General features: G+C 45.2%; 16 protein-coding genes and 1 tRNA gene. 5 read left to right on the forward strand and 12 right to left on the reverse strand.

All coding sequences use genetic code 11. The features are described from left to right. Window position 1: 1 nt before the first annotated feature. From JXQ28_04875 to JXQ28_04895, 5 genes are all read right to left on the reverse strand, one after another. Window positions 2-688: an ABC transporter ATP-binding protein gene (locus tag JXQ28_04875; protein MBN2277061.1), complete on the reverse strand. Its 687-nt coding sequence runs from the start codon at window positions 686-688 to the stop codon at window positions 2-4. Window positions 689-693: 5 nt separating this feature from the next. Then, window positions 694-2,013: an efflux RND transporter periplasmic adaptor subunit gene (locus JXQ28_04880; GenBank protein MBN2277062.1), complete on the reverse strand. Its 1,320-nt coding sequence runs from the start codon at window positions 2,011-2,013 to the stop codon at window positions 694-696. 27 nt (window positions 2,014-2,040) lie between these two features. Then, window positions 2,041-3,429, reverse strand: coding sequence for a TolC family protein (locus JXQ28_04885; GenBank protein MBN2277063.1), 1,389 nt, complete (start codon window positions 3,427-3,429; stop codon window positions 2,041-2,043). A gap of 18 nt (window positions 3,430-3,447) precedes the next feature. Further along, window positions 3,448-4,221 carry a YIP1 family protein gene (locus JXQ28_04890; GenBank protein ID MBN2277064.1) on the reverse strand — a complete coding sequence of 258 codons (774 nt, stop codon included), beginning with the start codon at window positions 4,219-4,221 and terminating at the stop codon, window positions 3,448-3,450. 158 nt (window positions 4,222-4,379) lie between these two features. Beyond that, a complete protein-coding gene (locus JXQ28_04895; GenBank protein MBN2277065.1) occupies window positions 4,380-5,951 on the reverse strand; it encodes a hypothetical protein in 1,572 nt (523 codons plus the stop codon). 269 nt (window positions 5,952-6,220) lie between these two features. Between JXQ28_04895 and JXQ28_04900 the strand changes: the two genes are divergently transcribed. The 3 genes from JXQ28_04900 to JXQ28_04910 all read left to right on the forward strand — a co-directional run bounded on the left by JXQ28_04900 (window position 6,221) and on the right by JXQ28_04910 (window position 10,593). Next, a complete protein-coding gene (locus tag JXQ28_04900) occupies window positions 6,221-8,260 on the forward strand; it encodes a tetratricopeptide repeat protein (GenBank protein MBN2277066.1) in 2,040 nt (679 codons plus the stop codon). 5 nt (window positions 8,261-8,265) lie between these two features. Then, the gene (locus JXQ28_04905) at window positions 8,266-8,568 is read left to right on the forward strand and encodes a hypothetical protein (protein ID MBN2277067.1); all 303 of its coding nucleotides are present in this window, start codon (window positions 8,266-8,268) and stop codon (window positions 8,566-8,568) included. A gap of 264 nt (window positions 8,569-8,832) precedes the next feature. Continuing rightward, a complete protein-coding gene (locus JXQ28_04910; GenBank protein MBN2277068.1) occupies window positions 8,833-10,593 on the forward strand; it encodes a S9 family peptidase in 1,761 nt (586 codons plus the stop codon). A 47-nt stretch (window positions 10,594-10,640) separates the two neighbouring features. Here the strand turns inward: JXQ28_04910 and JXQ28_04915 are convergent, their stop codons facing one another. Both JXQ28_04915 and JXQ28_04920 read right to left on the reverse strand, forming a co-directional pair. Further along, window positions 10,641-11,054: a YjbQ family protein gene (locus JXQ28_04915; GenBank protein ID MBN2277069.1), complete on the reverse strand. Its 414-nt coding sequence runs from the start codon at window positions 11,052-11,054 to the stop codon at window positions 10,641-10,643. After that, window positions 11,054-11,557, reverse strand: coding sequence for an SPOR domain-containing protein (locus tag JXQ28_04920; protein MBN2277070.1), 504 nt, complete (start codon window positions 11,555-11,557; stop codon window positions 11,054-11,056). The genes JXQ28_04915 and JXQ28_04920 overlap by 1 nt, the downstream gene beginning before the upstream one ends. A 159-nt stretch (window positions 11,558-11,716) precedes the next feature. On the opposite strand from JXQ28_04920, the gene JXQ28_04925 reads away from it, so the two are divergent. Together JXQ28_04925 and JXQ28_04930 are read left to right on the forward strand one after the other, a co-directional pair. After that, window positions 11,717-12,718, forward strand: coding sequence for a cysteine synthase family protein (locus JXQ28_04925; GenBank protein ID MBN2277071.1), 1,002 nt, complete (start codon window positions 11,717-11,719; stop codon window positions 12,716-12,718). A gap of 5 nt (window positions 12,719-12,723) precedes the next feature. Beyond that, window positions 12,724-13,422, forward strand: a complete 699-nt coding sequence (locus JXQ28_04930) for a DUF1573 domain-containing protein (GenBank protein ID MBN2277072.1) — start codon at window positions 12,724-12,726, stop codon at window positions 13,420-13,422. A gap of 471 nt (window positions 13,423-13,893) precedes the next feature. On the opposite strand, the gene JXQ28_04935 is transcribed toward JXQ28_04930, so the two are convergent. From JXQ28_04935 to JXQ28_04955, 5 genes are all read right to left on the reverse strand, one after another. Beyond that, complete coding sequence (locus JXQ28_04935; protein MBN2277073.1) at window positions 13,894-15,348, reverse strand: RtcB family protein; 1,455 nt, start codon at window positions 15,346-15,348, stop codon at window positions 13,894-13,896. Beyond that, window positions 15,345-15,770, reverse strand: coding sequence for an archease (locus JXQ28_04940; GenBank protein MBN2277074.1), 426 nt, complete (start codon window positions 15,768-15,770; stop codon window positions 15,345-15,347). Before JXQ28_04940 ends, JXQ28_04935 begins: the two co-directional genes overlap by 4 nt. 59 nt (window positions 15,771-15,829) lie before the next feature. Next, a complete protein-coding gene (locus tag JXQ28_04945; GenBank protein MBN2277075.1) occupies window positions 15,830-16,018 on the reverse strand; it encodes a 4Fe-4S binding protein in 189 nt (62 codons plus the stop codon). A 147-nt stretch (window positions 16,019-16,165) separates the two neighbouring features. Next, window positions 16,166-17,644 carry a T9SS type A sorting domain-containing protein gene (locus JXQ28_04950; GenBank protein MBN2277076.1) on the reverse strand — a complete coding sequence of 493 codons (1,479 nt, stop codon included), beginning with the start codon at window positions 17,642-17,644 and terminating at the stop codon, window positions 16,166-16,168. 89 nt (window positions 17,645-17,733) lie between these two features. Then, window positions 17,734-17,805, reverse strand: a tRNA-Cys gene (locus tag JXQ28_04955). Window positions 17,806-17,815: the final 10 nt, after the last annotated feature.

The raw sequence follows: 17,815 nt of genomic DNA on the forward strand, positions 1-17,815 counted from the left end.
TTCACGCCGAATGACGAACTGTCTCGTCTTTTTCTATTACGCCGTCCCTAATATGCAAAATCCGATCCGCATATTGGGCTATTTCCAGCTCATGAGTCACAAGAATAATGGTGTTGCCCTTCCGATGTAATTCAGAGAACAACTGCATAATTTCATGGCCGGTTTTGGTATCGATATTACCGGTTGGCTCATCGGCCAGAACCAGGGAGGGATTATTGACCAGTGCCCTGGCTATAGCTACCCGCTGACGCTGACCGCCCGAAAGTTCATTGGGCTTATGAAACATCCTGTCAGCCAAATCAACTTCGGCCAGCGCCTTTTTGGCTTGTTCCACCCGTTCAGCCTTGCCGGTTCCCCCGTAAACAAGAGGTAGTTCTACATTATGCAATGCTGTGGCCCTCGGCATGAGATTGAATGTTTGAAAAACAAAACCTATTTCTCTATTACGGATAACGGCCAGATCATCGTCATGCATCTGGCTAACAAGGCTGCCATTGAGGTAATATTCACCGCTACTGGGAGTATCAAGACATCCGATGAGATTCATCAAGGTCGATTTCCCCGATCCCGATGGCCCCATAATGGCAAGATAGTCTCCTTTTTCAATGGAAATGGAAACGCCCCTCAAAGCATGCACTTTGATTGCTCCCATATCATAGGTTTTCCAGATTTCTTTGGTTTCAATCATTGCCATCAGTTTTCACCCGCCAAAAATTCTTTGGAGATTTCGACCTCTTCCCCGCTCTTCAAGGTTCTCAATATCCGGTAGGGTCCGGTTATGATCATATCATCCTTGTTGATACCGCTGGTTATTTCAATATCTTTCTGATCGGCAATCCCGGTTTCGACTGGAATAAATTTGGCCACACCATCTTTGACGACAAAAACGCCCTTGACTTCTTTCTTTTCGGTCTTTTCGGGGGCTTTGATATTGGTGTCGGCCGCCAGAGAATCTGAGGTCGTTTCGGCCGCTATGGCCGTCGTGGATGATCCTTCAATTTCGGGTTTTTGGGCTGTTTCAAGTGAATCAGGATCCAGTTCCCGCATGACAATAGCACCATAGGAAACAGCCATAACATCATCCCGCCGATTGGTGGTAATATCAACTGTCCCCGACATCCCCGGACGGATACTGGCATTGCCTTCCGTAAAAAGGACCTTTACCTTGAAATTGGTCGATTGTTCCGTGGTTCCCACGCCCGAGATAACAGCTGTGTTGCCAATTTCAACGACTTCTCCGGCAAAAATAGTATCCGGAAAAGCATCGACTTCAATCCTGGCCGGTTGTCCTATTTGGACTTTGACAATCTCAGTCTCATCGACATCGACCTCAATTTCGAAGGCCGAAAGGTTGGAGATGGTCATCAGGGTCTTGCCCTGGCTATAAATGGTCTGAGCGGCGGCGATTTCACCTACCTCAGCATCCATATAAGTTATGACACCGTCCATAGGTGCCGCCACCCTGGTTTTGTTCAGATTATCCTCGGCTTTTTCATATCTTGCCTGAGCCTGTTTGGTTTGATTAACCATTGCCTCATAAGTATATTTACTGTTCAGGTATGAATACTCGGCATTATTATAATTGGTTTCCGATATTAACTTCCGTTCGAACAATTCCTTCTGGCGATTGAATTCCTCCTCGGACTGGAGAAAAAGCGATCTGGAGGCTTCAGTATGAGCTTTGGTTTCATCCAAAGAATAACGGTACTGGTCGAAATCTTTTTTCAACTGAGTGGTATCCAGCTGAACCAGTAATTGTCCCCGGGTTACTTGATCGCCTTCCTTTACGGGAATAGCGATTATTTCAGCTGTCACTTCCGAGGTAATATTGACTCTGTTTTTGGGCTGAACCCAGCCTGATGCGGAAACTTCCTCGACCAGGTCTCTGACCGCAACGGCTTCGGCCGTCACCTTTGTAAGTTTCTTGCCTGACGACAACATATTGGCGATGACAATAATAAGCGCCACGGCAATAGCCCCGAATATCAGGAGTTTCTTTTTTCCTTTTTTCATGAAGTAATCCCCTATGTATCCCCAAAATTATTTTATACCCATAGCGTTTTCCAGCCTGGCTACGGCCAGGTTATAATCAAATTCCGCTTCCACTTTGGAATTTTGAGCGGTAATAAGACTCACCTGTGCATCCATCAACTCCAGGATGGTAGCGGCCCCGAGATTATATTTTTCCTGCACCAGAGACATATCCTCTTCGGCGGCGGCCACATTTTCACCAGCAACCTTCAGGGCTTCTTTGGCTTTATTGATAATGAGATAGGCCTCTTTTATATTTAGAGCCACGCTGTTTTCGGCATAAAAGTAATCGGCGCGGGCATTGTTGAAAGATGCTTTGGCACTGGTAACATCTCGTTTACGGCTGAAATTAGAAAAGATCGGTACGCTGAGACTGGTCTGAATTGTCCAGTGGGCATCCTCGCTTCGGAATTTAGTAACCTCGCTGAACCGCGAATTAGACCATGACCGGCCGACACTTACCGAAAGAGTCGGTAAATAGCGGCCATAGGCCGACCAAACGGCGTATTTGGCGGAAGTCAGATTGCTTTTTGAAGCATTGAGCCCGGGATAATTGGCCATACCGAATTTTAGAGCATCAAGTTCGCTGTTGTTATATTCCCGGCTTTCATAATCGGTGGCGAAATCGACATCAGTGTTAACATTAAGACCGATCAAATAAGTCAAATTGGCATGAGCGATTTTGACATCGTTTTCGGCTGAAATCAGGGCCAGTTTGTCATTCCCGTACTGCACCTTGGCCTTGAGAACATCGGATTTCGAAGCCGCTCCGACATCGAACCGGGACTGGGCCAATTTTAATTGCTCCTCGCCTCTCTTAACCGCCTCGTCATTGATCTTACGGCTATCCAGGGCCTTGAGGTAGTTGAAATAATAAGCTTTTACATTATAAATCAGATTTTGTTCCGAGGCCTCAGCCTGATACTTATAGTATTCTTTGTCCGAGCGGGAACCCAAATAATTAAATATATTCTGCCCGCCGTTGAAGACCGTCAGCGAGGCCGAGGCTCCCAGCGAATAAGACTTGGAAACACCACCCATCTCGACTTCTGACTGATAGGGCATTAAAAGCAATGTGTCGGGCGGTATGACCAGAGTGTCGTTTTCATGTTCAGAAGGGATATAAATGGCGTGACCGCTGTCGGTGACAATATAACGATCTGAACGGGTTTGCTGGGCGCTGGCGCTGGCCGAAATACTCGGAAGGAAAGAACCGAAAGCGTTCCAGACATTGCCATCGGCGGATTTGACCATATTCCGGGCGCGAATGACATCCTGATTTTTCTTCAGGGCCAGTTCGATACAGTCATCCAAGGTTAAGATTTCGGCTAATGCCGATCCGCTGATCAGCATTATAATAGATATAACCAATAAGGTTTTGCGGTAAAGGGATCCCATCCGTTATTCTCCTGTGGTTTAATATATTAAATTGCCCATCATAATGGTGCTGTTCAAAATAGCAACTAATAATATAAAGACAATCCATATGGGAAATAATACGAATCCGAATTTAGATGGTTTCATTTTATAGACAACACCGAGCCCGATACAGGTAACAATGATTCTCCAGATACCGAAAATATCCACCTGCCTTAAAAGGTAATGCAGAAACGAGCCATCTTCAGCCGGTTTTAAAAGACCCAGACCGGTATAAACAAACATCGTGTCTTTCCAGTACATTAAAAGCCCCCGGACAATATCCCCCAGAAACCCGATCAAGGCGGCAAAGGCCACAGCATTCATGACTATCCAGAAGGATGATCGCCCGCCAAAAACAAAATTGCCGCTGATATAGCCTATCACGGATATAATCAGCATACTAATAAACGGCCAGAGCAGGAATATAAGCGGCGTGTACCATTTGAAACTGGCACCTTCCTCGAATCTCTTTTTAACATCACTGACGATTTTATCATACTGGTCTGCGGGAAGTCGGTCACGATATTTCTCCAGATTAGCCACCGTTTTCTTTTGCATATCGCGGGTGGTTATGGGTGCCGTCAGAGGCCACAGGGCACAGCTGATAACGGCAATGACTATAAGCGGTATCAGCCAATCCAGTTTTCCTGTCAGGGTGCCAAAAACCCCCGATGGTTCGGAAAATACTTTAAAAATGGCCGCCGGTTTGCCGGATTTTGGTTCGGCCGGCAATTCCGGCCCTGATGGCAAGTTGTTATTCTCCATTTCCATGATTATACTCCTGGTTTTATTATTTAGTGATAATTTTCAATTTTCATAATATACCGGAATTGACGCAAAATATTCAAAAATGTTACAATATCCAAGCATGTTTTGGACATAAAAAAACCGGCATAATTTCTTATGCCGGTCATAAAAAGTCAATCTTTCTATTCCTGCACGATATACACTTTTATCCCGGGAAATCCAAAAGGATTGTTATCGACCCGACTGGATTGATTCTGCAATTCCTGACTCTGATAATGATTGGTCGTCGTATCCGAAACAGATACATAACTGGGCATGGTATACCGACCGGTAAACAGAATAAGCGGGAAGTTGGTGTTTTCATTGTAGGTATCCGGTTCAAGAGTTATAAAAACCCTGCCGTGTCTGGTATAGATGCTATCCTGAGAAGAAAAGTAAAACGAATCGGCCCCGCAGGGAAGATTCTGGATAAAATCCTCACCCGGGAAATTGGGAACCCTCAAATTCATCGAATACGGGTTGCCATCATCAGCCCGACTGAAATCCTTGAAACTACCGGTGGTTATAACCGGCCATTCTTCGGGCTCGGTAAAATACTGGTCAACCGTAACTTTCAGCCAGTTGGGCGGTGTCAGACGACCCAGTTCTGTGCAGTCTTCCGGTAAATACGGAGAGATAACCCATCCTTTATAGTGCCAGTTAGACCCGGTCAAATCCGGCATCTCTTCATAATTGATGAGAAATTTGTCAAGAAGCAGGGTTTGCGTGGTATAAGTATAAAAGATAGAATGATTATAATCCTTAAAAGGTGGAATTGTGAAGTTGGTGGTTACATCGAGACAGGAATCATAGTAAAAAGTGTCGATGTTGGCCGCACCGACATTGACCGGGAAATCGACATATTCAAAAGACATGCTCTTATGGATAAAGGTATCCATAGTCAAGGTATCAGGAACGAAAAACGAGTCAATGACAGTGGTTGTGCACTTTATGGCTACGGTATCAAGCGTATTGGCCAGTTCCTCAAGATTAAGAGTATCGACAATCAGGGTATCATATGGATATGAGGGATTGGCCTTAACGGAATCAGTTACATCCTCACGCTCGGAACAATCAATGTTAAGGCAATCCCAATAGGTATTGGCGATATCAAGTTGCCGGTCATTAACCTGCTTACTCAGCATAACTTTGGTAGTATCGTTATAATATGTCTCCGCATATTGATAATATGCAAACCAGATTCCGCAACCATCCTTTTGTCGGGATTGTTTGTCGGTTGGAGTCTGGACACAATATCCGGCCGTACTCAGACTGAAATTAAAGGGTACTACCATTTGCAATTCGCGTTCTCCAGGATCCACGATAACATCTCTGAGCATAATCGGTCCCGGGGTATCCGGCTGAGCATCATCCAGGGTTTCCAGTGATACTGCCATATATTTATAGAAAGGATCCAGGATATCATATTCAACGGTCCAGACAGAATCGATACGGCTCGAATCGCTGTCGTAAAACCGATATAAGTCCGCATTCCATATGAACTTGCCAAGAGAATATGAATTGCCAAGAGTATCTATCACCCACATTTCATAAAGATATCCTGCCGGGGCATTGGGAAGCATGACCGGCTTTAAATGGAACTCGCTCAATGAGATTGGGGCAATAACATCGTCGGACTGGGAACATCCCAAAAACAGGGATAAAAGCAAAACAACTATACCTGAAAATAGTAAGCCATTAAAGCGCCCGAACATATATTTGATTCCTCCTCATAATAACATTCAAAATTAATAAGCGATTATACCTCAAAGAATTGAGGCTGTCAAGACCTAAATACAAAAAATCCCCTCCTAAAATCCTGACCAATCACCCTTATATCATTTTCTAAAGAAATGACGCATAAAGTCGATAATTAGATTAAACAATTCCTAAATTTTTGGAGTTAAAATTGAAGATTTGCCCCAACTGTAAATCCGAGAATGCGTTCGATGGCGCGCAATTCTGTAAGGAATGCGGTAGTCCATTGAGCAATCAGGCGGACGGCAAACCAGAAATCTCCGCTGAGCACGACTCCGATGATAGACTTGATTTTGTTGTGACCGAGACTGCCAGTCCCGGGTCAAACGGATTTTTGGATAACCCCGCAGAAAAGAAGAAAACCACGGAGCCGGCTGAAGATCGGTTGGAAATCGCCAATAACGCCGATCTCCTGGGTGGAGTCGATGATATTGATGATAATATTCCTGCCCAGCCGGTAAACCTGGTTCCTCCGCCTCAAGAGGAAAGCACTGTCTCTTCCGTTGCCGACACCGCGCCCGCGCGTCCGGTAGAGGTAAAGCCGAACAATCCGGTCAAAAAAGAGATACCGCCTATCGATTGGCATGCTGATTCGCAAAAGCAGGCGAAAAGCGGCGCTGATCAACCGGTTCGATCGGAGGAGGTTACCAAGCGCCTGAACAAACATTATGCCGAAAACGACCTCCCCCCCGGACCAAGGATTTCGGATGAATCCGCTCAGTCCGATACGGCCTTAGCGGATACAGTCCGTTCCATTTCCGATCCGGCGCTGGCTGCGGTTTCACAGCAAGTCAGTCAGAAAGCCCGAGGACTCGCTTATTATCGAAAGAACATCATCCAGCTTGTGGGGAATCCTTTTCTCCATGACGGCGATGAGATCGTGGTTAACAATAAGCATTACCTGCTTCGAACCAAAAAACTCGACAAGCGATTGGCTATCGGTCTCTTTGCCGCCCTGGTGTTTGTCGTTTTGGCAGTAATCGCTTCTCAGTTTATCAAAACCAATCTTTCCGGTGAGGGCGAAATTGTCGGCATGATCCTGAATAAGGATGGACAGCCATATCTGGAAGGCGCCCTGGTGTCGATTCCTTCCCTGGGCAAGGCCGCCAGAACTAATGCGCAGGGCTTTTTCCGGTTCGAACTTATTCCGACCGGAACCTATGAAATTGTTTATGAATTGGGCGATGATTATGTCGGACAGGGCAATGTAACCGTAACGGCTGGCCAATTAACGGTAATGAGTTTTAATAAACCTGTACGCCGGGAGTACAGCCAAAAAAAAAATGACGTCACGCAGGTGACGTCATTAGGCACATCCTCAAAACCTTCTTCGACCACATCCCAAACCCGGGCCGATAAGGGGACTTCCACTACGACAGGCGATCAGTATGGCAAAATTAAGGTGGAAGCCAACGTTGAAAATGTCCGATTTGACCTTGAGGGGCAGATTCTGGGAGCCGGAAATAATACTTACTCCAAAATCAGACCGGGTGAAAGACGGGTTATTTTAAGTAAGGCCGGATATGATGATTTTGTTACCACCATAAAAGTCGTTCCGGGCGAAACCACAATCATAAACGCTACCTTAAAACGAAGCCAGGGGACTCAGGCGACAAAAATCACAGAAAAAGACTATATTAAACTCGGCTATGATGCCATGGCATCCAATAATATCGATCAGGCGATTGCCGATTTCGACAAGGCGATAGATTACAATCACGGTTCGGTCGATGCCTATGAAGGCCGGGCCAAAGCATATGCCATGAGTAATCAATCGGAGTCGGCGGCCCTTGATTATATTCGAGTGGGCGAAATTGCCCGGATGGCCAAAAACAATAATCGGGCCATTAAGGCTTTCACATCAGCCCTTCAGCATTCATCCAAAAGTATCGCAGCCTATGTCGGGCGGGCCGGAACCTATGCCGACAATGGCGATTATCGGACAAGTATAGACGATTTTGAAAAAGCCCTTGATATTAACGACAAATTCTATCCCGCCCTATACGGCGCCGGAGTATCATATTTCAAAATGGCCGAATACAAGAAAGCCGAAAAGTATTTCGATAAGGCCTATAAAATCGATGCCTCCGATCCTTACCTGTACCAGTATATGATGCTGAACTACCTGGCCCGGGATAATATCAATAAAATGCGGGATACCTACGCCGCTTTTAAAACGGTTGCGGGACCGGCCGAATTGGCCGAATTCAAATCGTCCACAAGGTTTGAACCTGTCCTCCGGTTAATCAAAGAAGAAGATAGGTAGTCAAGATGAGCCGGAAACTGAATTGCTGGGAGTTCAGAAACTGCGGGTTGGAACCGGGCGGCGTCCTGACCGGGATTTATGGGACTTGTAAAGTAGCTCAGGTGATGAAACTGGATGGTATTAATGGTGGTCGGGGAGCCGGACGCGCCTGCTGGATGGTTAATCACAGCGGTTCGCACGAAGATCATCCGATTTGCCGCAACAGCCGTCAGTCGTGTTACTTGTGCGAATTCTATCTTCGGGTTGAAAACGAAGAAAATCATAAAATCGATGAACGGACAATCGAAAAACCGGTTCGGATATATTAAAAATCTATCATTCTGATGATTTTCGGTTCTATTGACCGAATATCAGGCACAACAAGTATTTATCGGTGGCATGGCCGTATTAATTTCGTATAATACGGTGTGACCATCGATTTTTTATTATCAGGAGGAAGAATGCTCTATAGATGTTTCAAATTGAAATGGCTTTCCACGATCTTTATCATAATGGTGTTCAACTCAAAACTCTGCTCAGCCGGAGTATCCGGATCGGTTCCGGAAAAATATGTGCCTGACATTGAGACCTTTATGAAAATAGGATATGCCTCTTCCCCATATATTTCCAACACCACCGGAGATATCTTTTTTAAGACAGCCATGTCCGGGATCAGCCAAATGTATCGCCTGACGGTTGAAGGCTGGCCGTACCAGTTGACTATTTTCGATGACGGCATAGAATGGTATGACGTTTCTCCGGGTGGCCATAAGGCAATCGTCGGGGCTTCCATCGGTGGTAACGAAGATGCGCAACTCTATCTGCTTGATATCGGGACCGGACGTATCAGTCAATTGACCAACGATGAAAAGGTGCGTTACGGTACAATCTTCTGGCGGCAAGATGAAAGCGGTCTTTTTTATACTTCCAATGTGGAAAACAAACGCGATTTCAAAATATATTCACATAGTCTGACCACCGGTGAACGAACTTTGATCTTTGATAAAGAAGGCAATAATGCCATTTCCGACGTATCCGGGGACGGGACTTTGATGCTGGTTCGGCACCTGGTTTCCAATTATGCCAGCCAGATATATCTTGTCAACCTGCTTACCGGGGAAAACCGGATGATCGCCTCAGGTGGTGAAGAAACGATTTATGATTACCCGGTTATGATGCCTGACAAAAGAACGGTTTACCTGATAAGCAATGACAATCCCGAAGGTATCCTTAAACTGGCCCGTTTTGATATTGAAACCGGTGCGCTGGAATTTATCGACCCGGATTCTCCTTGGCCGGTTGATTATCTGGAGTTTTCCCCCGATCGCAGATATATGGCTTGGCTGATAAACGAAAATGGATATATGCGGTTGCGTCTCCGTGATATGATCCTTAGACAACCGGTACAAAGTCCGCCGATGGATGGAATTATCCAGTCACCGGTATTGACTGATGATGGGAAGGTAATTTTTCAGTTTAACAGCCCCACCCAAGCCCCCGATATCTGGCTCTGGAACTGGCGGGAGCCGGAATTGACGAAAGTCACGCATTCTATCAATGCCGGTATTGATATGGGGCTGTTTGTTGAGCCTGAACTAATCAAATACAAGTCCTTTGATGGTCTGGAAATTCCGGCCTTTCTATATCTTCCACCGGATTATGATGGAAGTCCGATACCGTTCATCATTCATGTCCATGGTGGTCCGGAAAGCCAGTTCCAGCCGTTTTTCCAGCGGCATTTCAATTACCTGCTTTTAAACGGTTATGGTATACTGGCCCCGAACATCCGCGGTTCTTCGGGATATGGCAAAGAGTATTTGAATCTTGATAATTACAAGAACCGTATCAATTCCATCAGGGATATTAAGGCCGGCGTTGATTATCTGATTGAAAAGAATTATACCAGCCGGGGTCAGATCGGTATTAAGGGAGCCAGTTACGGTGGTTATGTTGTCCTGGCCAGTATTGCCGAATATCCCGACCTTTTTTCTGCGGCCATAGATCAGGTGGGTATTGCTAATTTTGTTACCTTCCTGGAAAACACCCGCTCTTATCGGCGGAATCTGCGTGAGGCGGAATATGGTCCTCTTGATGATACGGGATTTCTGGAATCCATCTCCCCCATCCATCGCGCCAGCCGCATTAAAACGCCGCTTCTGGTGATTCACGGGGAAAACGATCCCAGGGTACCGATTGATGAGGCCCGGCAAATAATCAATGCGGTAAATGAAAGCGGCGGGATAGCCGATTCCCTGATATTCCCCGATGAAGGCCATGGTGTCGGCAAACTGGAAAACCGCCTGACGCTATATCGAAAAATGGTGGAGTTTTTTGATAAATACTTAAAGAGGTAAAAGGTCTTAAAAAAGGTGCGCAAAACCCCGTTTATAAGCGGGGTTTTTTATTCGCCTATTATTTTGATGATGACTCGTTTGTCACGTCGACCATCAAACTCGGCATAGTAAATTTGCTGCCAGGGTCCAAAATCAAACTTGCCTTTAGTCACCGGGATTAACTCCTGATGCCCAATCAGGAGGTTTTTCAAATGAGCATCACCGTTATCCTCACCGGTCCGATGATGCCGATAATCGACCCCATCGGGGGCGAGTTTTTGTAACCAGTCATCTATATCCGCGATCAAACCGCTTTCGGCGTCGTTAACATAAATACCCGCGGTTATATGCATGGTGGAAACAAGAATGAATCCTTCCTGAATTCCGCTTTTTCTCAGGGCCGAGTTGACCTGATCGGTAATGTTTAAATACTCGCGTCTCTTCTTGGTATTAAAGGTTAAATATTCGGTATAACTTTTCATCAATAATTGTTATCAATCCAGAAATCGGTCGAATAACGGTCTTTGAGATCCAACCCGGCCGTCTTGGCCTGGGAAAACGAATCATAGGTGCCGACTCTGATTCGGTAAAATGTTTCGCCATTGACCACCGCTTCGGTTACGAAGGCATCGAAACCTCTCTTGATATACGTTTCAGCAAGGTATTTGGCATATTTAGGATTGGTTCCGGCTGCCACCTGGACGGTGTAAGCCCCGATTCCCTGACGCTCGGGCAGGCTGGTTTCAACCCTGTTTTTTTCGATAGGCGCCGTTTCAGGAGTCTTTGCATATGCCGGTTTAACCGAATCCTTAACTGCCGGTACCGCCGGTTGCGTCGCAACCGCCGTGGATGTATCGGATAGGTAATCCTGTGATTCCGATTCCATCACTTCATTTTCCAGATCTTGAACATCCTTGTCCTTGCTGCAACCATAGAATAATCCCAGAGTTGCGAGAAGCAGAAAAGGTATTAGTAGCTTCTTCATGAACCCTCCTTGTTTACCTTTGCCAATAAAGGCCGACGTTAAAATGTTTGTCAAGCTAAAAGAAAATATTCCGTAAACAGGTCGGAACCTCTAATAAATTAATCGGTTGAATTTGAAACAATATTTGCATAAAATGTTATAAACATAGGGATAAAATTTATGAAATATGCTGAAAATATATTGCAATTAATCGGTCGAACGCCCATGGTCAGGATCAATAACGGCTTAACCTCGGGCGGTCCCCTGATGCTGGGCAAACTGGAATTTCTGAATCCCGGGGGATCTGTAAAAGACCGCATGGCTCTTTACATCCTTAAAAAAGCCCTGGACGAAGGTCAGCTGAAGCCGGGTGATACTGTCATTGACAATACCTCCGGCAATGCCGGCGGAGCGTTGGCTATGGTAGCTTCAGTCCTGGGACTTAAGGCCATTCTGACGACCCCGGAAAAAACCAGTAAAGAAAAGGTGGACCTTATTAAATCCTTTGGAGCGGAAGTGATTGTGACACCATCCGATCTGGAACATGAGGATCCCCAGGGGGCTTATATGCTGGCTATTAATCTGGCCAAAAAACACGGTTATTTCCATATGAACCAATATCACAGCCGGGATAATGTCGAAGCCCACTATTATTCTACCGGCCCGGAAATATGGGATGATACGGACGGCAAAATCACGCATTTCGTGGCCGGTATCGGCACCGGCGGAACCTTTTCCGGCGCCGTTAAATTTTTAAAGGAGAAAAAGGCCGAAATAAAAGCCATTGCCGTCGATCCCGAGGGTTCGATGTTCACGGATTACATTAAATTTAAAAAAATCGTAAGACCGGCGGCATACAAAGTCGAAGGAATCGGAACCGATTGTATAACCGGGGCCATGTACCCTGATCTGGTGGATGAAATCATCACGGTATCTGATCGGGACTCTTTCTTGACAGCGAGGCAAATCGCCCGCAAAGAAGGAATTTCGGTGGGTGGTTCATCGGGGGCGGCTTTGTGGGCCGCTTACCGGGTTGCTCGTAACCTGGATGAGCGCAATCTGATTGTTGTTATTATACCTGATCCCGGCTCCAAGTATTTAAGTAAATGTTATAATGATATCTGGATGAGGGAAAACGGTTTTATTGAAGAAAAGCTGAAGCAGGAAAAGCTGGAGGTTTGATTTCCATGACAGGTCGCCATATTGTTTCCCTTTTTATGATTTCTCTTATTTTGCTTATAAACCAGACTGGATTCGGGGCCGAAGCCCGGCAGCCAAGTATCAAATTGCTTGATAATTTCTATGATTTCGGTTTTGTCCCCATAGATTATAAGCTGATCCACACCTTTCAAATACGGAACGATGGCCAGGCCGGATTGGTAATTAATAAATTGGTCCCCAATTGTGATTGCACTCATGCCCAGGTTATGGATACTCTGGTGGCACCCGACTCGATCACGACTATCAAAATACTTTTTGATACCAAAAATTATTATGGACCAAGTACCCGGCATATCACGGTGCATTCTAATGATCCCGACAATCCGGCCGTGGAGCTGGAGTATGCCTCCGCTATCGGTATGGTCCCTCGATATTTCAAAGTGGAACCGCAGTCATTGTTTTATCTTCCCGGGCACAAATCCAAGAAAATCACCCTGATAAATTTATCCGAGGATAAACTAAAATACGATCTTGAAATTGAGCCGGGATCGCTATTCACAGTCAATAAAACCTCGGGTGAAATCGATTCCAGGGATTCAACCATTCTTGATGTTCAGCCGCTTGAATCCTTACCAAGGGGGACCCATTACAGTAATTTCACGGTTAATTTCGGCGACAAATCCGATGCCCGTTTAACCGTCCCGGTTAAGATCGTGCGCTATTGATATTATTTTAGAACAACCCGGTCGAGATTTGATATAATTCGAAATATTATTGGTATAATTTAGGATTTAATACCCATGCTTGGTATCAAATCTTTGCATTGCTAAAGAATGTTTTATTATTGCCGAAATGATCTATAAAGTTTGATAATCTGGCTGATTGTCGGGACAATAAATCGTATATTTTGTCAAATATTTGTAATTATTGAAAATAATTTTACTTATTTAAAACAAACGAAATTATGAGATAAGGGACGTTATTTTATACAAAAAGTGCTTGACAATAAAATGTTATTCCAGTAGTATTTTATGATATGTTTTGAGGGTGACTCTCTGCTGTCCCTGGGTAGTTTCCTAGCCCCCTCTACCCAACCAGAGTAGCGCCCTCTTTTTTATCAATATTCGTTAATTCCACTTAAGTTATTGGTAGATAATCGGAATATGGGACGTCATATCCGGCTGGACAATTGAAATTCAGCCCTTTATATTCAGAATTGGCTGGAAGCGGGCGACCATTTTCGAAATACCCAGATCATCGACAGCTCTGATCACTGCATCTATATTTTTATAAGCATCAATATTTTCTTCAGCCAGACCGGGCAGATAAGCGGTTTTGACCAGAATACCCCTCCTGGCCATACGTTCCTTTACGGCGTCTCCCCTGACTGATTTTTTTGCCTTAATTCGAGACATGGTTCGTCCCGCTCCATGAAGCGATGAACCGAAGGTTTCTGTATCGGCTGTATTGGTTCCGCAGAGAAGGGCTGACCCTGACTCCATTGATCCCCCCACAATAACCGGTTGCCCGGTAGATTTATATCCGGCGGGAATTCCCTGTCGTCCCGGCCCTAATGAACGGGTGGCACCTTTGCGATGGACCAGGACCTGTTCCTCCCGGCCATCAATAACATAAGTCTCCAGCTTGGCGATATTATGCGCGACATCATAAATTGTCTCGATTCCTAAATCTTTTTCTCCGATTCCGAATACTTCCCTGAATACCTTTCTGATACCATATACTATCAACTGCCGATTGACAAAAGCGGCATTGGCGGCGCAAGCCATAGCGCCGAAATACTGCTGCCCCTCGGACGAATCAATTGGTGCCGATACCAGTTCACGATCACGGACTTCCAACCCATATTTTTTTGAGCATTTATCGAAAACCTGGAGATAATCGGTGGCAATTTGATGGCCAAGACCACGGGAGCCGCAATGAATGGCAATAATGATTTGGTTATCCCGATCAATCCCGAAAACCTCGGCGATTTGCCGATTAAAAATTCCCTCCGGTCGAGCTACCTCTATTTCCAGATAGTGATTCCCCGAACCGAGAGTTCCCATCTGGTTTATTCCGCGGGAGACGGCCTTATCGGAGACAGATGATACATCGGCCTGAGTTATTCGACCATGATCTTCAATATGCTCGATATCATGCGGCGTGGCATAACCGCGCTCAAGACACCAGTCGGTGCCCGATTCCATTAAGGAATTCAATTCGACTCGATTAAGTCTAATAAAATTTTTCGAACCCATCCCCGAGGGAATAGTCTCATAAAGTCTATCAATAAGTTTTTCCTTGATCGGAATTATATCATCCAGAGTGAGATTCGTTCGGAGTAGACGCATACCGCAATTTATGTCAAAACCGATTCCGCCCGGAGAAATGATCCCGTCATTGACTCCAAAGGCGGCTACCCCTCCAATTGGGAAACCATAGCCGGCATGACCATCGGGCATGCAATAGGCATATTTCCTGATCCCCGGAAGACAGGCCACATTGGTTATTTGGTCTATAACTTTTTCATCGATTGTCCTGTACAATTCCGGTGAAGTCAGGATTCTTGCCGGGACTTTCATCCCCGCCTTATAATCCATAGGTATTTCTATGATATTGGGATTAATTCGTTTGAAATCCTCAGCTTTCATAGATCAAAAACCACCTCTCCCCGCCATTTTTCACCGGTTTTTGCTATATTAAATTTATGATATGTCACTGCTTTGACATCGATTTTTAAAATCTGCCTGACAGGGTCAATACTATCTCCGATAAGAGCGCCCTCCAGATGGAAACCATCCTTCCCTTCTATCTTTAATACGCAGTCAACCGGCAGAAAATTTTCAGCGTCTTTTAAATACAATATTTCCGCCAGCCAGCTGAAAAATAAATCCCCTATGGTTTCCGCGGTCAATTGCACAGGCAGATTTCGGGATGATTCCAGACTTGAGGGTTCCGCCATAATCTCAATTAAACCCAGAAGGGCGTCTCGAAACAATTCCACCACATCCCGACCAGTAACGACCAGACCGATGTCGGCGCTGGTATGAGTGTCGTTTATCTTGTACGGCATAATCTTATAATAAAAAACGCCGCCTGAAAACAAGCGGCGCAGATTCCGTCCAAAGCAATTTACTCGGCCTTTTCGATACATTCCACCGGACAAACGGCCACACACTGCGGGCCATCGTCCTGATCTTCACATTCGTTGCAGGTATCAGGATTGATGACAAAAATATCACCTTCACTGATTGATGAAGTCGGGCACTCAGGCAAACACAGACCGCATGCCGTGCATTCATCGGTAATTTTCATGGCCATAAATCAAAGACCTCCAAAAGAAATATATTAAAACAAAATGTATTACATGAATATAGAAACTTCGAATCGATTGTAAAGCCAAAAATCTCCCGATAAAATAATGATTTATATGGCCTAAAATATTCCCGGAATCCGCCACCACGACTTCTACTTGATTAACAGACCGGATCGTATTTCGGATCGACGACCGGAATCAAAACGGAAGAAATATAATCCGCTGGAAATCCCGCTCTTGCCCTGATCCGAGACATCCCAGATAAATCGATTAACATGTCCGTCCCCGATATGATCGGAATATATTCTCCTACCCAAAATATTGTAGATATCAACTGTTATATCACTGGTTATAAACCCATTTATTTCAAAGCCAATCGAGGCATTAAACGGATTGGGATACCCTTCCGATACTTCAAATACGATCGGAATAGTCGATTCGTTTTCATCGACAGCAGTTGGATCAGGAGGAATAAACTTAAGCCGATATAATTCCGAACAGCTTTCACCCGATTCGGAAATAATCATATAGGTCATAAAGGCAGTATCAGTTAAAGATTCCGTTTTAACTGAAAAATTGATGTCTCCGGATTCACCCGAGCCAAGAAAAAGCTGATTATCGGAAAGCTCAATATATTGCCGGTCGGCCGAGAACTTGAGCGATCGCGATTGGGAGGCATTATTCAATACGGTTATAGCGAAATTATTGGATTTCCGGTAATCCCAGACCTGTTCAAAATCCGTCGGAATAATTTCCAGAGGCAATGATTGATTTGGATTAAAATATACAGCCATTGGAATCGAGATTATATCCCCATCACCTGCCATGATCCAATAATACCCTTCCCGGGGGTTCTGCAGCAAGGCATGAAGCTCTTCAGGGCCAATCATAGCCAGGAATGATAAATCATCCGGATTGTAAACGGAATCTTCACCATAATAAATTTCAAAGGATAAGGCAGATAATGAATCCGGTATTTTGCCGCCTCGCCAGCCAAGAAGATCGACTCCAACCATATAATTGTCCTGGCTTTCCTCAATCACAATACCGGTGCCATCATCGCTGCATATATATTGCTCAAGGTCCGGTTTCCCGGGAAGGCCACCGACAACCGGGGCACCTCTATAATCCACATCCCACCCCAGAGATACCCAGCAATCATATTGATTTGTAATGGAATATTCAGGATAAACGGCAACATAATCACCTCCTGCATTGGCGGGCGGATTCAGCCCACAGGACATACTCCAGAGAAAAGCAGTATCATCGGGTATCAAGTTATCCTGCAGGTAAAACATCAGCGGGGTATATTGATCTCCCGGATAATCGGGATAAGGATCGAAATTCCAGATAAAAGCCTTAATATCCCTGATCATCATTGGAGGATCAATACCCAGACGGATAGTCAGAAAATACTGCTTCTCGGCTGTACCCGGACAAATCTGCAACTCCGGGATGCGGTCAATATTCCCGCGCCCAAATTCATGTAAACCCGGGTAGAACCAGAATAAATGCAACCGGCCGGTGTTATCGGTAAAAGCCTTGGGAAATAAAGGCTTTTCAACCGCCAAAGCGCTTACGGAGAGACACATGAACAAACCGATTTTAAGAAATGTTTTTCCGGTTCTCATTTCGGTATCGGGCTGGGTAATCAGGAAATCTAAATATCGTTTATAATTATATAAAAAATCCCCGGCAGGTCAAGACCCGGATAAAAAAAAGGCGGCTTCCGGATTCGAACCGGAGAATAGAGGTTTTGCAGACCTCTGCCTTACCACTTGGCTAAGCCGCCGTAAAAAAAA

It is taken from the genome of Candidatus Zixiibacteriota bacterium (assembly GCA_016933955.1).
Lineage (GTDB): Bacteria > Zixibacteria > MSB-5A5 > GN15 > PGXB01 > JAFGTT01.

Bases quoted from the DNA above. Each gene is read 5' to 3' on its own strand.
- JXQ28_04875 (MBN2277061.1), bottom strand. From the start codon at position 688: ATGATTGAAACCAAAGAAATCTGGAAAACCTATGATATGGGAGCAATC.
- JXQ28_04880 (MBN2277062.1), bottom strand. From the start codon at position 2,013: ATGAAAAAAGGAAAAAAGAAACTCCTGATATTCGGGGCTATTGCCGTG.
- JXQ28_04885 (MBN2277063.1), bottom strand. From the start codon at position 3,429: ATGGGATCCCTTTACCGCAAAACCTTATTGGTTATATCTATTATAATG.
- JXQ28_04890 (MBN2277064.1), bottom strand. From the start codon at position 4,221: ATGGAAATGGAGAATAACAACTTGCCATCAGGGCCGGAATTGCCGGCC.
- JXQ28_04895 (MBN2277065.1), bottom strand. From the start codon at position 5,951: ATGTTCGGGCGCTTTAATGGCTTACTATTTTCAGGTATAGTTGTTTTG.
- JXQ28_04905 (MBN2277067.1), top strand. From the start codon at position 8,266: ATGAGCCGGAAACTGAATTGCTGGGAGTTCAGAAACTGCGGGTTGGAA.
- JXQ28_04910 (MBN2277068.1), top strand. From the start codon at position 8,833: ATGAAAATAGGATATGCCTCTTCCCCATATATTTCCAACACCACCGGA.
- JXQ28_04915 (MBN2277069.1), bottom strand. From the start codon at position 11,054: ATGAAAAGTTATACCGAATATTTAACCTTTAATACCAAGAAGAGACGC.
- JXQ28_04920 (MBN2277070.1), bottom strand. From the start codon at position 11,557: ATGAAGAAGCTACTAATACCTTTTCTGCTTCTCGCAACTCTGGGATTA.
- JXQ28_04925 (MBN2277071.1), top strand. From the start codon at position 11,717: ATGAAATATGCTGAAAATATATTGCAATTAATCGGTCGAACGCCCATG.
- JXQ28_04930 (MBN2277072.1), top strand. From the start codon at position 12,724: ATGACAGGTCGCCATATTGTTTCCCTTTTTATGATTTCTCTTATTTTG.
- JXQ28_04935 (MBN2277073.1), bottom strand. From the start codon at position 15,348: ATGAAAGCTGAGGATTTCAAACGAATTAATCCCAATATCATAGAAATA.
- JXQ28_04940 (MBN2277074.1), bottom strand. From the start codon at position 15,770: ATGCCGTACAAGATAAACGACACTCATACCAGCGCCGACATCGGTCTG.
- JXQ28_04945 (MBN2277075.1), bottom strand. From the start codon at position 16,018: ATGGCCATGAAAATTACCGATGAATGCACGGCATGCGGTCTGTGTTTG.
- JXQ28_04950 (MBN2277076.1), bottom strand. From the start codon at position 17,644: ATGAGAACCGGAAAAACATTTCTTAAAATCGGTTTGTTCATGTGTCTC.